The sequence below is a fragment of the Erysipelothrix anatis genome, from assembly GCF_009828745.1.
In the GTDB taxonomy this organism is placed as follows: domain Bacteria; phylum Bacillota_I; class Bacilli_A; order Erysipelotrichales; family Erysipelotrichaceae; genus Erysipelothrix; species Erysipelothrix anatis.
Genome location: NZ_WTSX01000002.1, coordinates 188234 through 208355, shown reverse-complemented (window position 1 = coordinate 208355; position 20122 = coordinate 188234). Strand labels below are relative to the sequence as shown.

21 protein-coding genes are annotated in these 20122 nt (G+C 39.5%); 7 read left to right on the top strand and 14 right to left on the bottom strand.

The window, feature by feature from the left end; genetic code table 11:
• The first annotated feature begins 102 nt into the window (after positions 1-102).
• The gene (locus GVV19_RS02480) at positions 103-654 is read left to right on the top strand and encodes a helix-turn-helix domain-containing protein (protein ID WP_159645242.1); all 552 of its coding nucleotides are present in this window, start codon (positions 103-105) and stop codon (positions 652-654) included.
• Between the two features lie 76 nt (positions 655-730).
• Here the strand turns inward: GVV19_RS02480 and GVV19_RS02475 are convergent, their stop codons facing one another.
• The 7 genes from GVV19_RS02475 to GVV19_RS02445 all read right to left on the bottom strand — a co-directional run bounded on the left by GVV19_RS02475 (position 731) and on the right by GVV19_RS02445 (position 7633).
• Complete coding sequence (locus GVV19_RS02475; RefSeq protein WP_159645239.1) at positions 731-1282, bottom strand: hypothetical protein; 552 nt, start codon at positions 1280-1282, stop codon at positions 731-733.
• A gap of 56 nt (positions 1283-1338) precedes the next feature.
• Positions 1339-1977: an orotate phosphoribosyltransferase gene (gene pyrE, locus GVV19_RS02470; RefSeq protein ID WP_159639873.1), complete on the bottom strand. Its 639-nt coding sequence runs from the start codon at positions 1975-1977 to the stop codon at positions 1339-1341.
• Positions 1977-2660: an orotidine-5'-phosphate decarboxylase gene (pyrF, locus tag GVV19_RS02465; protein WP_159645236.1), complete on the bottom strand. Its 684-nt coding sequence runs from the start codon at positions 2658-2660 to the stop codon at positions 1977-1979. The genes pyrE and pyrF overlap by 1 nt, the downstream gene beginning before the upstream one ends.
• A gap of 131 nt (positions 2661-2791) precedes the next feature.
• Positions 2792-3295 (bottom strand): bifunctional pyr operon transcriptional regulator/uracil phosphoribosyltransferase PyrR, encoded by a 504-nt coding sequence (gene pyrR, locus GVV19_RS02460; protein ID WP_159634721.1) that lies wholly within the window; start codon positions 3293-3295, stop codon positions 2792-2794.
• A gap of 1017 nt (positions 3296-4312) precedes the next feature.
• On the bottom strand, positions 4313-5653 hold the full coding sequence (locus tag GVV19_RS02455) for an APC family permease (RefSeq protein ID WP_159645233.1): 1341 nt from the start codon (positions 5651-5653) through the stop codon (positions 4313-4315).
• Positions 5654-5667: 14 nt separating this feature from the next.
• Positions 5668-6786, bottom strand: coding sequence for a cation diffusion facilitator family transporter (locus GVV19_RS02450; RefSeq protein WP_159639879.1), 1119 nt, complete (start codon positions 6784-6786; stop codon positions 5668-5670).
• Positions 6787-6793: 7 nt separating this feature from the next.
• Entirely contained in the window at positions 6794-7633 is an 840-nt protein-coding gene (locus GVV19_RS02445) for a VOC family protein (protein ID WP_159645230.1), read from the bottom strand.
• A gap of 169 nt (positions 7634-7802) precedes the next feature.
• Here GVV19_RS02445 and GVV19_RS02440 point away from each other — a divergent pair, with 169 nt between their 5' ends.
• From GVV19_RS02440 to GVV19_RS02430, 3 genes are read left to right on the top strand one after another with little or no spacing between them, the layout of a single operon-like run.
• Positions 7803-8186 (top strand): hypothetical protein, encoded by a 384-nt coding sequence (locus GVV19_RS02440; RefSeq protein WP_159634733.1) that lies wholly within the window; start codon positions 7803-7805, stop codon positions 8184-8186.
• Positions 8183-8614: an NfeD family protein gene (locus GVV19_RS02435; protein ID WP_159639883.1), complete on the top strand. Its 432-nt coding sequence runs from the start codon at positions 8183-8185 to the stop codon at positions 8612-8614. The genes GVV19_RS02440 and GVV19_RS02435 overlap by 4 nt, the downstream gene beginning before the upstream one ends.
• A 5-nt stretch (positions 8615-8619) precedes the next feature.
• Positions 8620-9522: an SPFH domain-containing protein gene (locus GVV19_RS02430; RefSeq protein ID WP_166082607.1), complete on the top strand. Its 903-nt coding sequence runs from the start codon at positions 8620-8622 to the stop codon at positions 9520-9522.
• A 42-nt stretch (positions 9523-9564) separates the two neighbouring features.
• Here GVV19_RS02430 and GVV19_RS02425 read toward each other — a convergent pair whose 3' ends face one another.
• A complete protein-coding gene (locus tag GVV19_RS02425) occupies positions 9565-9978 on the bottom strand; it encodes a Fur family transcriptional regulator (RefSeq protein ID WP_159634739.1) in 414 nt (137 codons plus the stop codon).
• Positions 9979-9980: 2 nt separating this feature from the next.
• Positions 9981-10601, bottom strand: coding sequence for an IMPACT family protein (locus tag GVV19_RS02420; RefSeq protein ID WP_236261680.1), 621 nt, complete (start codon positions 10599-10601; stop codon positions 9981-9983).
• A gap of 107 nt (positions 10602-10708) precedes the next feature.
• Between GVV19_RS02420 and GVV19_RS02415 the strand changes: the two genes are divergently transcribed.
• From GVV19_RS02415 to GVV19_RS02405, 3 genes are all read left to right on the top strand, one after another.
• Positions 10709-11563, top strand: a complete 855-nt coding sequence (locus tag GVV19_RS02415) for a DegV family protein (RefSeq protein ID WP_159645227.1) — start codon at positions 10709-10711, stop codon at positions 11561-11563.
• A gap of 57 nt (positions 11564-11620) precedes the next feature.
• Positions 11621-12475 carry a DegV family protein gene (locus tag GVV19_RS02410; protein WP_159645224.1) on the top strand — a complete coding sequence of 285 codons (855 nt, stop codon included), beginning with the start codon at positions 11621-11623 and terminating at the stop codon, positions 12473-12475.
• A 110-nt stretch (positions 12476-12585) separates the two neighbouring features.
• Positions 12586-13272, top strand: a complete 687-nt coding sequence (locus GVV19_RS02405; protein WP_159634751.1) for a response regulator transcription factor — start codon at positions 12586-12588, stop codon at positions 13270-13272.
• 52 nt (positions 13273-13324) lie between these two features.
• Here the strand turns inward: GVV19_RS02405 and GVV19_RS02400 are convergent, their stop codons facing one another.
• Genes GVV19_RS02400 through GVV19_RS02380 form a run of 5 tightly spaced genes read right to left on the bottom strand, consistent with a single transcriptional unit; the run spans position 13325 to position 20122 of the window.
• Entirely contained in the window at positions 13325-14287 is a 963-nt protein-coding gene (locus tag GVV19_RS02400; protein ID WP_159645222.1) for a type I phosphomannose isomerase catalytic subunit, read from the bottom strand.
• On the bottom strand, positions 14284-15189 hold the full coding sequence (locus GVV19_RS02395; RefSeq protein ID WP_159645220.1) for an ROK family protein: 906 nt from the start codon (positions 15187-15189) through the stop codon (positions 14284-14286). The genes GVV19_RS02400 and GVV19_RS02395 overlap by 4 nt, the downstream gene beginning before the upstream one ends.
• A 2-nt stretch (positions 15190-15191) precedes the next feature.
• A complete protein-coding gene (locus tag GVV19_RS02390) occupies positions 15192-16073 on the bottom strand; it encodes an ROK family protein (RefSeq protein WP_159645218.1) in 882 nt (293 codons plus the stop codon).
• 4 nt (positions 16074-16077) lie between these two features.
• Positions 16078-17454 carry a glycoside hydrolase family 1 protein gene (locus tag GVV19_RS02385; protein WP_201288183.1) on the bottom strand — a complete coding sequence of 459 codons (1377 nt, stop codon included), beginning with the start codon at positions 17452-17454 and terminating at the stop codon, positions 16078-16080.
• A 1-nt stretch (position 17455) separates the two neighbouring features.
• Positions 17456-20122 carry an alpha-mannosidase gene (locus tag GVV19_RS02380; RefSeq protein ID WP_159645214.1) on the bottom strand — a complete coding sequence of 889 codons (2667 nt, stop codon included), beginning with the start codon at positions 20120-20122 and terminating at the stop codon, positions 17456-17458.

Here is a 20122-nt window from a genome sequence, read left to right as displayed (position 1 = left end):
ATCGTCAAACATCTTTTACATACATGCGAGGCACAATGTAAAGAACTTTTAGATTGAACAGTAAACGAAACTCTTTTAATGTGGGGTTAGGAGGAACGGTTAATGGATTTTGGAACAAGACTTAAGGAAGCTCGCAGTCGCATAGAACTTAGACAAGAAGATATTGCGGATGCAATCGGCGTCTCAAGACAAACTGTGTCTAATTGGGAAAACAATCGGAGCCTTCCCGATTTAAGAAGTATTGTTGAGATAAGTGACATTTACCAGATCTCCCTCGATGACTTACTAAAAGGAGACCGAAAAGTTATGGAAAAATTAATTAATGATTCTGACGTCAAAACAATGGAAAGGAAATTGAATATTCTTACTCTAGTTGTTTTGGCAACATCATCCTTGACATTACTCTTTATTGATGGCGATATCCTTTCAAGTACAAATATGCCCGTACTTAATGCTATATCCATTATTCTACGAATGCTACTTATTGGATTACTATTTTATACAATTATAAAATATGTCAAAATGCGTAATGACTATCAGCGCCAAAACGGAGATGAAAACCAACCAAAGTATAACACCACCAAAGTTATCATTGTACTTGCTGGATTATGCGTTGTTGGATTCCTCCTCGGACTCATTGCCGCATTATTATAGTATTTTGCCGCAAAATTCGTAAAAAAAAGCTGAACCCTATTCAATGCGCTCTTGCATCGAAATGGGTCCAGCTTTTTTAGTGTTCGATTTGAACACGTGGATTTAAAACTTTGATGTATTTAAGAATCATTTCTTGAATCTCGGGATGGGTCAGCAGTTTAAATGTCTTTTTCGTTTTGTCCTGATAGGTCAGCGTAAAGATATCATGGTTCTTGCCTGTGTATCGTTGATTGCGATATGCAACGTGGGCAACATCTTCTAATACGACTGCTTTGCCAGTATCAACAAGGATCAAGCGGTCACCATCTATGAGAATCGGAAATTCCGAAACACTATTTTTTATATACAAATTAAAATTAAGTGCAATCGATGGTTTGTCCATTGCATGAATCACTTGATCTATCTTTTGAGTATTCTGATACAATCGAAAGCTTTGAAATGCTACAACTATAGCACATACGGCCGTAAGCATTAGTGCCGTTGTCACGAGCGTCTGCTCTGGAAAGGCTTGACGTGATGCCAAGGTCCCAACAACGATAACCAACACTGACACAATGACCCATGCCGTAATCTTAATTCGAATTGTTTCTTTATTAATCCCCAATAAATATTGCCGTTCACGTTCCATAATATACCTCATATCTTCATTCTATTATACGTGATTTATGAGGGTTTGTCATGACACTACTGATGTGCTTCAGTATATGCCTGCGGATCTTGACGCCAAGCTTTTAGAGAAGCAAGGTCGCTTTGACTTATAGTACCTGAGCTTACTGCTACATCAATGAGTGTTGAGTAGTTAGAAAGTGATTCGTAGGGGATTCCTGCATTTTCGAAATTTTGACGTGCACTATCAAGTTCATAATCAAACACGGAAAGTACCGCAACTACTTCATGACCTGCATCTTCAAGTACTTTACATGCTTTAATACTCGATCCACCTGTTGATATCAAATCTTCAATCACGATAACTTTTGATTTCTCTGGAATGAATCCTTCGATTTGTTTGCTACGGCCATGATCTTTTGCCGCAACACGAACATAGGCCATTGGTAAAGCGAGTGCTTCAGATACCCAGCATGCTTGAGGGATTCCAGCGGTTGCTGTACCAACAATCATATCAACAAATTGGTATTTTTGACGTACGATATCAGCTAAACCTCGTGCAATATTCATGCGTACTTCAGGGTAACTCATCGTGATGCGATTATCACAGTAAATTGGACTTTTTAATCCACTTGCCCATGTGTATGGTTCGAGTGGACTCAAGGTGACGGCTTCGACGTCAAGTAAATATTTAGCGATGCGTTGTGCTGTGTTCATTATGCGTGCTCCCATTCATTCTTAATTGCTATATATGCTTCATATGGATTATCTGCTTTTGTAATTGGACGACCTACCACAATATAAGAAGACCCATTTTGACGTGCTCGAGATGGTGTCATGACGCGCTTTTGGTCACCTACATCACTAGTTGCTGGACGAATTCCCGGTGTTACTCGCAAGAACTCTTCACCACACTCATTCGCAATTTGTTGTGCTTCGAGTGGTGAACATACAACACCATCTAAACCTGCTTTTTGAGCACACGCTGCGTAATGGAGCACTGATTGTTCGAGCGAAACCTCAATTAGTTGATCACTGTGCATTTGTGCTTCAGAAGTAGATGTCAGTTGTGTTACCGCAAGAAGAATTGGACCTTCTCCTAAACCACGACGTGCAGCTTCCATCATTTCAATGCCACCTGCTGCATGAACGTTAGCCATGTCGACACCAAGTTTGCGTAAGCCACGCATTGCACTTTCAACAGTATTGGGGATATCGTGCAATTTCAGGTCAAGGAAAATGCGATGACCGCGCTCCTTAATCTCACGAACCATTTCTGGTCCGGTTTGGTAGTATAGTTCCATACCAATTTTAACGTAAAGGGACTCTTCGAAATGATCTAAGAATTCCATAACTTCTGTTCTTCCTGGAAAGTCCAGTGCAATAATAACTTCTGACATAATAACCTCTTTCTTTTTCTTCATTGAAAAGCAATTCAAATAAAAAGCTTGAACCCATAGAGTTCAAGCGCGTATCTTAAAAGATATGATTCGCTTCGAGAACTCTCTGGTACTCTTTAAAGTGAATTTAATTATGAAATATTTACCGAATCTTCGCCATCAATTTCTTTAATATGAACAAAGATACGTTCTGTTTTGGATGTAGGAACATTTTTACCAATATAATCTGGACGAATTGGAAGTTCTCGATGACCGCGATCAACCAGAACTGCTAGCGAAATTTCTGCAGGACGACCCATATCAATCGTTGCATCCATTGCTGCACGAATTGTTCTTCCTGTAAACAGTACATCATCGACCAATACGACATGTTTCCCTGTTAGCGAATCATTAGATGATGCACTGCTGTGGATTTCTTGATCATCACGATAACCTGAAATGTTTAAGCTTACGACATCAACAGGTCCTTCGATAGATGCAATTTTTTCAGCAATTCTTTTGGCAATCGGCACCCCACGTGTCTCAATACCAACAATCACTAAATTTTCGATGCCTTGATTTCGTTCAACGATCTCATAAGAAAGACGGTTAATTGCACGCATCATTTCCGATTCATTCAGAATTATTTTCGACATACGTTCCTCCATAAAAAAAGAGCCACTCACAGAAAGAGGCTCGTTGATAATGATCATAGTTGCTCTTTCCTTCTTGATCTCTCAGGATCAGTTTAAAGGATTCTTTTTTCGAATAAATCATAATCTAATTCCCACACAATGTCAATCAATGTTCCAAGACATTCTACGAACTCGCTCGTAAGAGAAAAGTAATACGCATCGAATCACATTTGTTCGAAAATGATTGTTTTTGATTGCGTTTTTCGACTAATTATATCGTTTTGTGAAATTTTATTGCGATAATACATTAAATCATTGTATTTATATGCTTTTCTTACATTTTTGTAAGAATTTTGTCCCGTATATCGATGTTATTGAAACCGTACATTTTGTATTATAGTAACAGAGTAAAATTCATCAGTTCAGATGCACTTAATTGTATCAAGTTTTTGATTATTGTTACCTTAATCCTACAATAATCAAATAGCAATTAAGCAATCATAATATCCGCACTCATGAAACTTGATGTCATATACTCTGTCTCGTATAGCACTTGAAGCCAAAAGATGATTTCCTAACATATGTCTAACATACGATGAGTGTTGAATAAGTCCGCATTTCAAATCACATTTGAATTTATCCGCATTCGTTTCATCTTTTTTTAATCCGCCGATATTCTGAGAGGATATCAACGATTCTATTCGCAATTTACACTAATATCCGCAAACTTGATAATTGGTCATTATCAAATCCCGTAAATTGTACGCACATGCTTTTGAAATCCCCGATATACTTCAATCGCTAGTTTCTCCTTGTTATCGACATCAATTATTGATTGTCCTAACATGCCTGCGTTAGCAAGTTCTTACGATTCGTACTTTTTCAAGTACTCTCCTCAGTTTTACTACCTCTCAGATTTGGTATACAGCTTTGTGTGTTTACCCCTCTAATACCAAGCAATGTATATCACACATATTATTGATGTAATAATATTGCATCCCATCAAAAAAGGAGCAGACCTGTAGACTGCTCCTTTTCCTATGCTTCCTTGTTCATAAATACATAACCTAAGGCAATTCCCATAAACGAAATAATGAAATATGCAACTGATTGTGGTTGCGTTAGTCCGCCATACAATACAAACGAAGCACCGAGTAACGCAAGTCCTGGATACACGTATCCTTTGAGAACACCCAAGCGTTTCCGAGTTAGCTCTTCATATAATGTCCGAACATATAACGAACTATAGAAGACATAAGTAATCACGATCGGTAAACTATCAATCTGAAGTCCACTTAACGCTAACGGACCCACAGTGACTTGAAAGACACTCATTGCATGAAGTATCAACCACAACATTACAAGCCCAAATGCAAGCCATGCTGACGCTACCGGTATCCCAAGATGGTCATTCATTGTCTTATATCGCTCCGAATGAGGAAAGCGATTGCGAATTGCTAAAGAATAAGGTAATCGGATGTAACCTAAAATTAAGCCATTCACGGAACCCAAAATTGAAATAATCACCGCAAGGTAGACCAATTTCATTCCGATTGGTCCAAAAATCATTTCGGCAATGTAACCAACAGATCCATCACCCAAGGCCATCACTTGTTCTGGTCCTAGCAAAGCATTAATTCCAATAAAATACGCAAGGTAGATCGCAAGAATGATAATTGGAGCGACAATCAATGCTTTCGATAGATTCTTCTTCGGGTTCTCAATTTCATGTGCTATTGCCGGTGCAACGAACCAACCATCGTAAGAGAATGCGCATGCAATTAGACCGACAAACAGCCCTGAATTTAACCGTGATTCTTCAATTATCGGTGCTGCAAGATTGGAAGGTTCTCCAAAAACTAGCCCCAATAACGCTAATCCTAGCAAAGCACCTATTTTAATAATAAGCGTAATATTTTGGAATAGCCCTGCTTGGTTACGGTTAAATATATTCAAGACAAATGTTGCGACGATAATGGTCAATGTTATGATCCACAGTCTGATGTCTGTTGGATCTGTAATATTAAAGAGTAAGCCAATATAAATAGCACAAATCCACGATAGAATCGCAACAATTGCTGGAAAATAGAAAACAACTTGAAACCATCCGGAAAGGTATCCCATTGTTTTTCCCCATGCGAGTTCCGCATAGGCTATGAGTCCACCAGCTTCTGATGTTCGTTTAGCATACTCGGCAACACAGAGGCCTCCAAAGATAATGCCGAATGCTCCGACGACCCAAAGTACGACTCCCAGAAGGACACTTCCTTGGGTGGCAAATAGAATATCATCAGTTTTGAAAAAGATGCCAGACCCTACCACAATTCCGACAATCATGGCTATGGTTGTAAACAGTCCAAATTTTTTAGTTTCTTTCACAGGTGTTCCTCATTCTATATTAATTGCTGAGTATCAACGGTAACTTTTAGGGGATAGGTAAAACCATTACGCGCGAGCTCTTCTTTAAGTGTGGTTTTGATTGTGTCTACTACATTGAGTTTATCTGGTTCAATCACGAGATCAAACATCAGCGTGTCGTGAATAATTCGAACATCATGAAAATCAACACCACCATAGAACGTTCGTATGTGTTTTTTTATAATTTGATAAATCTCTTTCATTTCGGGACTCTCGATATCTAATGGGTCCATATGGATCGCCAACGAAATCCCTGTTTTGTTAAGAATTGTATTCTCCAAAGTATCGACAATCGTATGTGCGTCAATCAAAGACATTGTTTGATTAATCTCAACATGAACACTTCCGTATGTCGTATTTGATCCGTAATTATGAACCATTAAATCGTGATAACCTAGAATTTCGGAATTCGTATCCAAGATAGTTTTTATTTCGTCAAGAACTGATGCATCAGGGCGTTCTCCAAGAAGACTGTTCATGAATTCACGGACCATTTTCAAAGCTGACCAAAGAATAAACAAGGATAAGCCCAGTCCTAAGTAGGCATCAATTGTATAACCCGTCCAAAATTGAAAGCCAACACCAATCAGAACGCCTGCGGTGGTCATCATGTCATTGAGACTATCTTGCCGCGATGCTAGCAACATGTCTGATTTGAGTTTACGTGCTTGGACATCGTACATATATGCCATGAATCCTTTAGCAACAATTGAAAATATCAGAATAAAGATGGCAAGCATCGAGAATGTTGTAGTTTGTGGTTCAATAATATTAGCGATCGATGTTTTGAGAACTTCTAATCCTAAAACACCCATAATTAAAGCCATTACAAATCCCGCTATATATTCAAAGCGTTGATGTCCATACGGATGTTCGCGGTCTGCTGGTTTACCAGTGACAATAAAGCCGACCACTGTAATAACTGACGACATAGAGTCCGAAAAGTTATTAATACCATCAGCCATGATAGATTGTGAGTTCGCAATAATTCCAATCGTTATCTTAAAGACAGACAAAAGTAGGTTTATCGCGAGTCCCGCTAAACCTACTTTAATACCTTCTTTGTTTCTGTTTTTTTCGTTTAAGTTTTCCATGTATTTATTATAACACAGTCAGTTTTAGATGAATCCCTGCTTTATCAACTATTTCGACCGTATCGTCTGAAACTGTATAACTATAATTTTCGAGTGCTTGAATATCTGCTTTAATTGTCTCGAGATTGTCAACAAAGATTGTTACTGAAGCAAGTCCAGTTGTATCTTCAGGGAGTGGTGTTAATGATGGTCCTGACCAAACGTTCAAGGCGATATCATGGTGATAACCACGTTTGGAAATAAAAATAGCATGTTGCATATCAGTAATCAAATCATAGCCAAGTATATCTAAATATAAAGCACGTGCATCACGAATCGCATTCACTTGAAGATGAGCATGACCCAGAATTGTTCCTGCTGGCATACCATACCATGTTGGGTCCGTTACCAATGAAACCAAACGTTGAATATCTACCGGTTCGGTGGCAGCTTCCATTGTCCCATCTTCATTCACAAGCCACTCTGAGCGTGGACGATCGGCATAGATTTCAATACCATTTCCCTCTGGATCATTCATATATAGTGCTTGGCTATAAATGTGGTCACCAGCACCCCCAATATCAAATCCAACTGCGTCAAAGTGATACAGAATTTGACCTAGATATCGTTCATCTGGCAATAAGATTGCGAGATGGTAGAGGCCATTGTAAGCTTTGGTTGCTTGTTTTACATCTTTCGATGTTATCAACTCTACAATTTTTCGATTATCAACCCCAAGCATCGTAGTCGATTCTGTTTCATTGATAATTTGTAGACCAATTGTTTCATGATAGAATTGCGTCATCATTTTTAAATCTTTGACACGGAGCGTGACGTATCCAAGTAGCGCTTCATTATTTAATAGCATAAGTAGTCCTCGTTTCTTTTCAATAACATAGTATCACAGTATGTTTAATATTTCTATTTTGAAACACTCAAAATTTCGAAAATTCAAAAAGAAAAAGTTTTCGAAGAAAAAGAAGAACTTGAAATATTCGAAAATAAGGCGTATGATTGAAACATAAAGGAGGGACGCTATGTTTAATTGGGTAACTGGTAATGCACAACTCGAGATTGTGACATTAAACAGTAACAACATAACACTAAACCAAAATGCTGCATCTCACTTTCAGTCAAGTCAGTATGTTTTGGTTGGTTTTTCACAAAATTCAGAGATTGGAATTAAACCGGTCTCAAAACGTGATATGGATTTAAATGCATATCCAAAAGAGAACCTACATAAGATATCAATTGGTAAAGGATATGCTAAAATAAATAATAAGGCACTGTGTGATTTAATTTCTGCTAAAGTTGGAAAACCGTTAACAGGACAAAAGATCTATGCTCGATTTGATGAAACAGAAAATGTTCTTATCTTCGACATTGATGCTTTATCAAATGGGGAGGAGGTACTTGTATGACAGTGTTTTGGATTGTAGTGGTTATTGCGATGATTGTCATCGAATTACTAACTGCAGGGAATTTAGTTTCTATATGGTTTGCGATTGGGGCAATTGCAGCAACTGCTGTGGCATTCTTTACAGATAGCGTTCTCATCCAAGTCATTATATTTGCGTTAGTTTCGATTGTTTCTCTAATCTTAATTCGTCCATTTACGACGCGTTTATTACGAGGAAATGTTATCGCAACAAATGCCGACAGTCTTATTGGTCGGAAAGCAATCTTGTCAGAAGCAATTGATGAAGACAAGTGGGGAATGATACGTCTCAACGGTACTGAGTGGTCCGCAACAACATCGGATTATTCAGAGCTTCCAAAAGGAACGCGTGTTGAGATTATAGCAATAGAGGGTGTTAAATTAATTGTTAGAGAGATCAAGGAGAACTAGAAACAATGGAAATTTCAACAATGATTATTATTGGACTTATTTTGGTTATTGCGTTACTCATTATTGGGTACTGTATCCGAGTAATTCCGCAATCCAATGCGTATGTCATTGAGCGCTTAGGGGCATACTCACATACATTAGATAAAGGGATGCATTTGATTCTACCATTCGTAGACCGTGTCGCTAATCGTGTTTCATTGAAAGAGCGTGTCCAAGACTTCGCGCCACAACCTGTTATTACTAAAGATAACGTCACGATGCAAATCGATACAGTTATTTACTTCCAGATTACAGATCCAGTCTTGTTTACATATGGTATTCACAATCCAATTAATGCGATTGAGAACCTTACAGCAACTACACTTCGTAATATTATCGGGGACCTAGAACTCGACCAGACCCTAACATCACGTGATATCATCAACTCACAAATGCGTGCAATTCTTGATGAAGCAACTGATCCATGGGGTATTCGTGTTCAACGTGTTGAAGTTAAAAATATTATTCCACCACGTGATATTCAAGAGGCGATGGAAAAACAAATGCGTGCTGAACGTGAACGTCGTGAATCCATTCTTCGTGCTGAAGGGGAAAAACGTTCTGCAATCCTAATCGCTGAAGGGGAAAATGAAGCTGCTATCTTACGTGCACAAGCTAAGAAAGCTGCAATGATCGCCGAAGCGGAAGGGGAAGCAGAAGCAATCGACAAGATTCTTACAGCTCAAGCAAGTGCAGCATTGAAACTTGAAGCTATATCTGCAGATAATGCCTATATCAAATTGAAGAGCCTTGAAGCCTTAGAAAAAGTCGCCGATGGTAAAGCAACAAAGATTATCGTTCCTTCGGAACTTCAAAATATGGCCTCACTCCTTGCAAGTGCAAAAGAAATCATGACATCAGACAAATAAAAAATAAAAAGAGCATTCATCGTGTAGATGAATGCTCTTTTATTATGCATTGGCCATCAATAATTGACATGCAGGACAAATTCCATACAATTCCAATTGATGTCGTGCGATGATGAAGCCGGTGCTTTCCTCGACACGATCTTCGTAATTATGCAGTGGGCACCCTTCAATAATTTGAAAGAGACCACATTCGGTACAAATAAGATGATGTTTATGACCATGGTGTTTAAATTCATAGACAGTTTGGCTGGGTTCACTCACCAATAGTTTGGATACTAATCCCTTTTCAACAAACAAATCAAGGGTGCGGTAAATCGTCGAAAGATCTAACGTACTCTTTAATGATTCAAAAATTTGATTAATGGTCAGTGGTTGGTTACTCTCTTTTAAAAGCGATAACAGTTCATCGCGTTGCTTTGTGTACTTAATTTTATGATTCTTGAGCTCTTCTCGCATCTCTACGACACCTCCTTAATAAGTTCAATTGATTCCTGTATCAGCTCTTTGTGACCCATGCCTCGTGTCACATCGCTAAGCTTGTCTAGAGCGTCTGGTGAAAGGACCCGGACATCATAGACTGCTAGTGTATCATATTGGCGTTCTATAACTGTACCTACTGATCCTGCATAGACTTCCACATCATTGGTAAACTCATATGGGAATGACACACGGAATAGAAAGACACGTTGAGGCACTAAGACTTCCGCTTCTTGGATTCCAAGCGTGACACTTGAACCGTATGCACGGATAAGACCACCAACACCCAACAAGATTCCACCATAATAACGCACGACTACTGCAATGACATAGTTCATCTTATTTCCACGTAAGACCTGAAGCATTGGAAGTCCTGCACTTGAAGACGGTTCGCCATCATCATTCGATCGTTCAATCTCACCAACAACATATGCACTACAATGGTGTGTTGCTTTCGGATGTTCCTTTTTTATCGCACGCAGGTACTCTTTTGCTTCAGCTTCTGTTTGTACTGGTGCCAAATAGGTGATAAATTTCGATTTTTGGATTTCTTGCTCCGTAATTACTGATTCTTTAATTGTTTTGTAGTCTATTGGTTCCATGTATACATTATAAAGCATTTTGATTTCAGTTGAAAGACTGGCGACTTTAGGAGATAGTTTGACAATCAAAGTATTTAATTATATAATGCTCGCATTGGAGGATTACCATGAAAAATTATGCAATTGTCTGTGACACATCAGTCTCATTAACACCCGAACAAGCGGCTGCAATGAATGTCACAATCACACCACTTACACTTATTCACAACAATAAAGAATATCTCGATCAAGTTGAAATGGGCTACGATGCTGTCAACGATTTACTACGTAACAAAGAGCATCTTCAAACATCTCAACCAAATCTCGGACTCCTTATTACAACATTTGAAACTTTGAAAGCTCAAAACTACGATCATATTTTCGTATTAGCGCTGACATCATCATTATCTGGAACTTACAATTCCATGAATCAAGCCATCCAAGAAGTTGGTTTAGATAATGTTTCACTCGTGGATACCCGTTCACTTGCTGGGGCAGTACAACATCTTGTTCGCTTCGTAAACGAACAAGCAGCCGTCAACAGTTCTGTCGAAGCAATACTTTCAGGAATCGATGCCATGATTCCAAAAATTACTTCTTTTGTCTACCCACAAACATTAGATCAATTAAAAATTAGTGGTCGGATTTCAAAAAGTGCGGCAACTTTAGCGTCTCTACTCAAAGTGAAACCAATCCTATACTTAAAGAGTGACTTGGATACGATTGAAAAATTTGGGACAGCTCGTACTGAAACAAAAGTCTTCGACATTATTATCAAAGCGATGCGTGATGACAACGTAACACCGGAAACTCATGTTATTTATTACTTAGACAATGAGGGTGAAGAAATTGTTGAACGGGCTAATACTGCAATTACCGAAGCGTTAGGAACGTTTGAAACACATGCCTCTAAATTACCGGCTGTTGTCGCTGCCCATGCAGGGCTTGGAACGATTGCAATTCAATGGGCACCAAAGTTCTAAATATGAGCACAACATGCGTTTATGGTATATAATATTAGGATACTAGGAGGTTGAATTATGAAAACTGCAGTAGTCGTTGACAGCGGAAGCAACTATTACAACGAAGTAGATCGTAAGGAAGGACTCTTTGCTATTCCACTACAAATAATAGATGGAGATCACGCTTACTTAGAAAGCGTTGAAATATCAATAGATGAAGTAAACCAGAAACTCGCATCTGGTAAACTTCTTCAAACATCGTTACCATCTTTGGGGAAAATTGAGGAACTTTTTACAGAAATTAAAGAAATGGGCTACGAGCAAATCTTAGCCGTTCCAATTACAAGCGGAATCTCAGGAACAATCAATGCAATGGTTACAGCTGCACAATTTGCAGATATTAAATTTGAATATATCGACTGCTTTACCGCAGCGCGTATTGAATTGGACTTAGCATTGACGGCACGTGATTTATTGGATGAAGGCAAATCAATCGAAGCAATTCGCGAAATCTTAGATGATTCCATTAAGAATAGTGATACCTATATTATTCCTGATGATTTGAAACATCTCTCACGTGGTGGTCGTCTATCGCCGCTTGCAGCAACACTGGGTGGATTCCTTAAAATCAAACCTATCTTGCATTTAAACCACACAACAAATGGTGTCATTGATCCATTCGGTAAGGTTCGCACAATGTCTAAAGCGATTGATACTGTCATCGCTCATATGCAAGATGTCGGCGTTGGTGCTGGTTATACGATAACGATTGTTGATGTTGATGCACCCGAGGCATTAGAAACAACGATTGAGAAGTTGAAGACAGCTTTCCCAGAAGCAAAACTTCATACAGGACCTCTAATTTCTACAGTTAGTGTTCATGTTGGAATCGGATCTATCGCTTTCCAATACATGAAAAACCCTATAATTTAGACCGCGGAATGCGGTTTTTTTGTTTTCTATAACACCAATTCATACTTTAATGACAGATTGCATAACTTTATAATCTGTTTATATATGATGATGTTAGGAGGTTAGTCATTATGATAACAACATTAATTATTGATAGCGATTCAAAATATTTAGAAACATTAAGTAAAGGGCTTGAAGCAAACAACTACAAAGTGCTAACCGCATCGTCTGCCATGGAAGGCATTGAGCAATTTGCGATGAAAAATTCATTACTCGTCATTTCCGAATATGATCTTGATGATACAAACGGAATCAAACTTTTAGCATCAGTGAAACGCATGGTACCAACAGCACGTACTGTACTTATGACAGCATCACTTACAGATGCAATTGAAATTGAAGCACTTGCTGAAGATATCGATGTCGTTTGGGAAAAAAATAAATCCATTAATGTTCTACTTGCATATATGGAACGCATGTTCGATTCTTACTTCGATAAATCAACACAACTTTCATTGTTCTCTATTTCAGAGAATATGTTGATGGATGTTGATAATCAAGTCATCACAAAAGATGGTGTTGATATTCCAATGACACCGATTGAACTTGGCATTATTGGCCATTTCTTAGCAAACCGTGGTGATGTCGTTTCACGGCGTCAAATTATTGATAACATCTGGAACGAGCCCTATTCTGAAGAGCTCGAACGTAAAGTTGATGTACATATTCGGAATATCCGAAAGAAATTAAATCTTTCTTCAATCTACACTGTACGTGGTAAGGGTTATCGCTGGAGCGAAAACCCACACCGCGTATAATTGTGTAGGAAGCACAAAAGAAGACACCGCATTAATGCGTGTGTCTTCTTTTTTATACTCTTATTGATAAGTAACGGGCAACACCACTTATTTTAATGTTTGGCGTATTAGCATCAATGAAAGCTGATTCGCCTTTTTTAAGCTCAACGACTGTGCCATTTTGAGTGATGGTGAGATAGCCATCAACAACTACAATTCCTTCAAATGATGTATCATCAAGATAATAGTTTTTGAAGTCATCGAGAATGACTTCCGTAGTTGTAAAGTAGTCACAACTTACAAGAATTCGACTTTGGTAGCCATCGGAAACAACGAAGGGTTCCTGAGCTTCAAATGATGTATCTTTGGGTTCTAGATTTGATACGTCGATTGCTTGTTGAATATGCAATTCGCGTAAATTACCATTTGCGTCTTTACGATTAAAATCGTAGACACGATACGTTGTATTTGAATTTTGTTGGATTTCACAGATAACGATTCCGGCACCAATTGCATGAATCGTACCCGCTTCAACGAAAATTACGTCACCTTTGCTTACTGGAACTTTATTGAGAACATCGAGGATGGTGTTCGTTTCAATCGCTTCCTTGTATGCTTCTTTGCTTAGTGATGTCTTTGTACCATAGTAGATGGATGCACCGGGTTCTGCTTCCAAGATATACCACATTTCTGTTTTACCATACTCATTTTCATGAACTTTAGCATACGCGTCCTCAGGATGGACTTGAATGGATAAGTCTTGTTTAGCATCAATAAATTTAACGAGGATTGGAAAGTATTCAAATGCTTGTCCTTTGGTACCAAGAACGTGGCGACCTTGGACAGCAATGTATTCTGGTAATGTCTTCTCTACACCTGGATAGTCCACAAGATAACTGGGTCCATCTTTATGGGTCGATATTTCCCAGCTTTCGGCAAGTGGCGTTAATAATGTTTCTTTGCGATAGAATTCTTTGAGTTTACTACCACCCCAAAGATAGTCTTTATAAGATGGTGATAGCTTGATTACGCTCATATCATACCTCCAGCAAATACATTGAAGGCATATAAACCACCGCCGATTAGACCATTGTCGTCGCCTAGTTCCGCGCGTTTAATATTTACATTTTCAACTTGGACAGCATAGACTTTGGTTTGAACACGTTCAGTGACTTTTTCTACAAAGTTTGGAATTTTCAACGCAACACCACCACCCAACACAACAACACCGGGATCGATGACTCCAATCACAATCGCAATCATGTTCGCAAGATATTCAATTGCATCATCAATGATAGCTTCTGCGACCATATTGCCTGATTGTGCAAGTTGATAAACATCCCCAGCATGTTGGGCATCGAGTCCTTGTTGTTTGGCACGTTGTGTAATTGCGGTCCCACTGCAAATCGATTCTACGGACCCGGGTTTTAAATCACCCAACTGTGGGCCGTCTTTCCATAAAATAGCATTGGCCACCTCTTGCGCAAAACCGTGTGATCCTAGAAAGATATTTTCGTTGATGACCAAGCCACCACCCAGTCCTGTACTTATGGTAAAGTACTGAACTACATCTTCACCAACACCAGCACCTTTCATGGCTTCGGCATACCCCGCTAAGTTTGCATCATTTTCTAAAATTACGGGTAAATTCCAAAGCTTTTCAGCTTCTTCTTTAAATTTAAAGTAATGCCATCCTGTTAAGTTTGGCGGCGTGAGGACGATTCCCTTCTTTAAATCTAAAGGGCCCGGGCAGGACACACCAACACCAACACAGGGCTCACTAAAACCTTGAATAATATCGTAAATTCCTTCAAGTGTCGCGTGTGGATTGTCGCCCAACGTGGTGAAGGACTGACGTTCAATAATTTCGCCTGTTTGACTTATTAGAGCAACACGAGTGGATGTTCCTCCAATATCAACGCTTGCAGCATATTTCATAATTATTGTGCTCCCTTCTGTGTTTGAAATGCAGCCACTGCTCCGACTAAATTAGCATCATTGAGGAAATGACACGCCTTAATCGATACATCGACACTTTCAAGACCTGCATTGCTTAACATATCTTGTATTCGTGTTGTAACTGCAGGTATTAAATCTGGGTTTTGGCTAACACCGCCACCAATAATGATGGAGCTTGGGTCTGTCGTAAATTGTAAATTATAGAGACCTAACGAGAGATAATCGTAGAAATTATTAACCTCGTCTATAGCGAGTGCATCTCCTGCTTTTGCGCGGTCAAATACTTCTGCACCCGTTATGCTATCTTCGGGAATTTTGAGACGACGTGCGTAGCGTTCAGCCATATGGACAGCGGTCCCAAGCATACTAAACGATTGTTTTCCGTCAAGGATCATGCAGCCAAATTCACCACCAAAAAGATTATGACCTCTTTGGATTTCGCCATCGACGATGACCGCACCTCCAATTCCTGTTCCAACAACTACAAATAGTACGTTTGATTCACCACGTGCAACACCTTTCCATGTTTCCGCAAGGGCGGCACAGTTGGCATCGTTATCGATACTTACCGGTAAACCAAAAACGGATTCAAGATCTTCCACAATTGGGAAATGGTGAATATATTCGATTGCTGAAATCCCGCCGATAACCCCTTTCGCAACATCAACACTTCCTGGAGCTGAAAGGGCGATACCTGAAATATCAAAAGTTGCTTTGAGATTCTGATAAGTTTGCTTGAGGATTTCTTTCATTTCATCCCATGTTGCCGGTGTTTTGAACTGATCTGTCATTTCGAGCGTATCATTATTCCAGATACCGTACTTGACTGCACTTCCTCCCATATCAAATGCTAGTATTGCCATGTTCCTATTCCCCTTCCTGTTGAAATTGAATAAAGTCACGCATCCAGAAGCTACTTGCTTTAGGTGTTCGTTTTTGTGTTTCTAGGTCGACACTGTAGAATCCATAACGGTTACGGTAGCCATTGAGCCATGACCAACAATCCACAAATGTCCACATGTGATAGCCAAAGCAGTTTGCGCCATCAGCAATTGCTTCAGATAGGTAATGTAGGTGTTCTTCAACGAATTCAATTCGATAGGCATCTTGAATCATGCCATCTTCATCCTTAAAGCGGGCCTCATCTGCGACACCCATGCCATTTTCTGATACATACCACGGCATGTTGTCATACTTCGTTGTGATGAGGTTAGCGATATCTTTAATCGCTTCAGGATATATCTCCCAACCGCGATATGGATTCATACGACGTTCTGGCCAAGCATAGGCTTCGTAGAAATCTTCTGGCATTGTTGCAAGACCCACGAGTTTCTTCGAAGGTGCTTGAACACGGCGTGGTTGATAATAGTTAACGCCTAAGAATTCAGCTGTATTTTCCCGAATAATTTCTAAATCTTTTGCATCAGTTTCGGGAAGTAGTTCATGTTCTTTTAGAAGATTGACCATGAAGGGATCAAACGTTCCTTTGACCATTGCATCCATAAAACTCGTGATGTTTAAAGCATTCGCAATCCGAGTTGCTTGGATATCATCTTCTGAATCAGAGCGACCATAGACCGGGGTTAAGTTTAAAATGGTTCCAATACGAATGTCTGAACGAACATTACGCATTGCCTTGATAGCTTTCGCATGGGCTAAAATCGTGTTGTATCCCGCCAAAATAGCAAGTTTGAAATCAACAATCGCGGGATAATGAAATTCATACAAATAACTGCATTCAACGTGAACAATGGGTTCGTTAAATGTTGTCCAGTCTTTGACTAAATCTCCAAATTCTTCGATACATGTTTGGGCATAGAAGGCAAAATGGTCCGTAACTTCTGCATTGGTCCATCCACCCTTTTCCATCATCCACCACGGCATATCGAAGTGAAATAAGTTAATAATTGGATGAATGCCTTTATCAATCATTGTTTGGAAGTAATCACGATAGTATGTGACTGCTTCTTGATTCAGTGTTTTGCCATCCGGCAATAATCGGGTCCACGAAATCGATGTTCGATACGAGTTTAGATTCATATCGCGCATGCGCTGGACATCTTCTTTGTAAAGTTTGTAGACGTCTGAAGTTGTTTGCGGACCCACGTTTTGATCAAACCGCTCAGGGCTCAATTCAAACCATTTATCCCATGTATTTAATGACTTCCCACCACTTAGGTTAGACCCTTCTGTTTGAGGTGCAGAAGCCGCTGCACCCCACAGAAAGTCTTTTGGAAATTTCATTTTATTTGACATCTGGAATACGAATTGTACGAATCTCAGCGGCTTTGAGCGTTGTATCGTATGGTTTGTCCGTGACGATTTCAAGGAGACTGGAATCATAAAGTTGTGTGCCTTCAAAATCGACATGAATTGTTGTAGCATCGTCATTACTCAAGTTGAACAGGCGAACCATGATATCAGTTTCGTGTTCTTTACGTTTGAGTGATGTTACATATGCGTCTGGTGCATCGACAACAAGGTATTGATGTTTACTTGCGAATGTTCCTGAATGAACAGCAGCCTGTGTAGTGATGAATGGAACCTGAATTCCTTTCATCGCACGGTAGTAATCATGTTTGTCATCACGACCATGGAAACTTACAGCATAAGACACCGTTGTTTCACCAAGAACTTGTGCTTCCGGTGTTGGGAAATATCCCCAATCGCCCATTTCGCCAGTACCGCGGTGAATTGTGACTGCAAGATACTGATTATCCAATACCTCATATTCATGCAATCCTGTATTTCCAACAATCATTCCTTTTTCGTCTGTTGTAATGGCGGAGAAAGCTTGTTGGTGTTGTGGGTTTGTTGGATTTTGCCATGATTTTGAGACTGCATTGGGACGTGTTACAACTTCATAAATACTTTCAGATTCATGTGTTGGTACCGACATTGAACTGTTGAAAATTGCGCGCACACGATGATCCTTCGCTTGATTATTAAAGCGTGTCTCAAATTTTAGAATTGGGCTGTCTGCCTCAAGTGTCATCATTGTTTCGAGTGTCAATGGGATAAGTTTTGTTGAGCGTTTTGATAAGCGCTCACGCATTTCCGTCACTGATTCTTGTTCAATTTTGAGCAGATCCTCAGCCGCTTCAGGAATCATCATCGTTTGGGTCATCTTCACGCGTTTCACTAAAGCAGTATCATCAAGTACCGTTACTGTTGCATCCAGTCCTTTAGAAGTGATGAATGTTCCGTCATGCGACTGCTTAAAGATATACTCATTGCCGATATCACCAGCATCATCAAAATAAAGAACATCTTCATAAGTATGACCGTGTACTTTATCTTCAATATCGATTTGTCCAGTATTCGAGATGGATACGCGTAATGATGCGTTTTCCAATCCTTCGAATGATGATGTGAGTGGTTCAGGTTTTCCTTCAACTAGTGCAAATGTCTCCCATGAGAAAGACGGCATCATTGTCATATTTAGACGTACGGTGATGTAGCGTGCAAAATGAGGTTTACGGAAAGCATCCTTTGGTAAATCGTAGTTGTACTTCACATCTGAACTTACGATTTCAAAAGGTACCGATTTCCCACTTTCATTGATTACGAGGACATCTGGCGTCCCTTTTTCGACAAGTTCATAGTAGTTTTCCTGCGGTTTACGATCATTAAATGGGATTCGTTCCCACTCTACTTCAACTTCGACTAAACCGGACTTTTCTTGACCTTCTGTATTGAAAACAACAAAGGGACGTGATGCTTCCGGGAAAACGTCTGTATTTAAAGCAGTTTCAATATGGCGAAGTGCTTCGTCACGCACAAAATTACCAACTTGTTTTGCATCTTCAAAACGAGTCATCATGCCACGGTGAATACTATCAACACCACATCCGCAAATTGAATCATGAGGATGGTTTTGCATTAGCTTTTTCCAAGCATAACGCAACATTTCATGTGGATAGTGACCTGTTACATCGGTCGCAATTGTAGCTAAAGGTTCGGTTATACGTTCTAGAAGATTTTGAACCGCAACGTTTTCTTGTTTTAAGTAAATTCGTGATGATGATGTATTCGCTAACGTATACCAACCATCTGTTTCTTGACTTGTTAATTCACCTTTAACGGTCCCGATATCTTCAGGAAGTGTCGCTTTGACAGCTTCGATATAATCCGGAAAGTTACTATGAACGAATTCGTAGTCTGGATACAGTTCATTGGCAAGAGCGATGGCTTTTGCCACGTCCTTTTGAATTGGTTGATGGTCAACACCATTCATCATGAGAAGGTGTGGTGTTGATGCATAACGTTCTGCATCAGCAAGTTTCTTATCCCAAAATGCAATTGCCGCTTCTCGTTCAGCTGGGATTTCATTACCATTGCTATACCAGTTGGCAAATAAGATACTGAAGATTTCAGTACCATCAGCACCTTCCCAGTTAATTTCAGAGTACTTTGATGTGTAATCTTCATCGACAACAACGTTATTGAATCCTGTCGTTTTGACCCCGCGGCCATATGCAACTGCATCCATATTTCCTTGTTTCATCATTTGTGGTGCTTGTCCCATGTTTCCAAATGTATCTGGGAAATAACCAAGTTTTACGGGTTCACCCCATTTATAGCTCTCATCGAGACCAACAAGCATGTTTCGTGCATTTGCCTCAGCACTAATCAAGAAATCATCTTGTAGAATATAGAATGGTCCAATGAAGAGTTTTTTGTCACGAACAAGTTTTTCTAGTTTTTCACGGTTTTCTGGACGCACTTCAAGATAGTCATCCAATGATATTGTTTGACCATCGAGGTGATAGCTTTTATATCCTGGATCATTTTCAAAAACGTCGAATAAGTCATCGAAGAGTTCGATTAAGCGCATATGATGTTGCTCATATGGCATGTACCACTCACGATCCCAGTGGCTATGTGAAATGATATGTACTGTTTTTTTCAT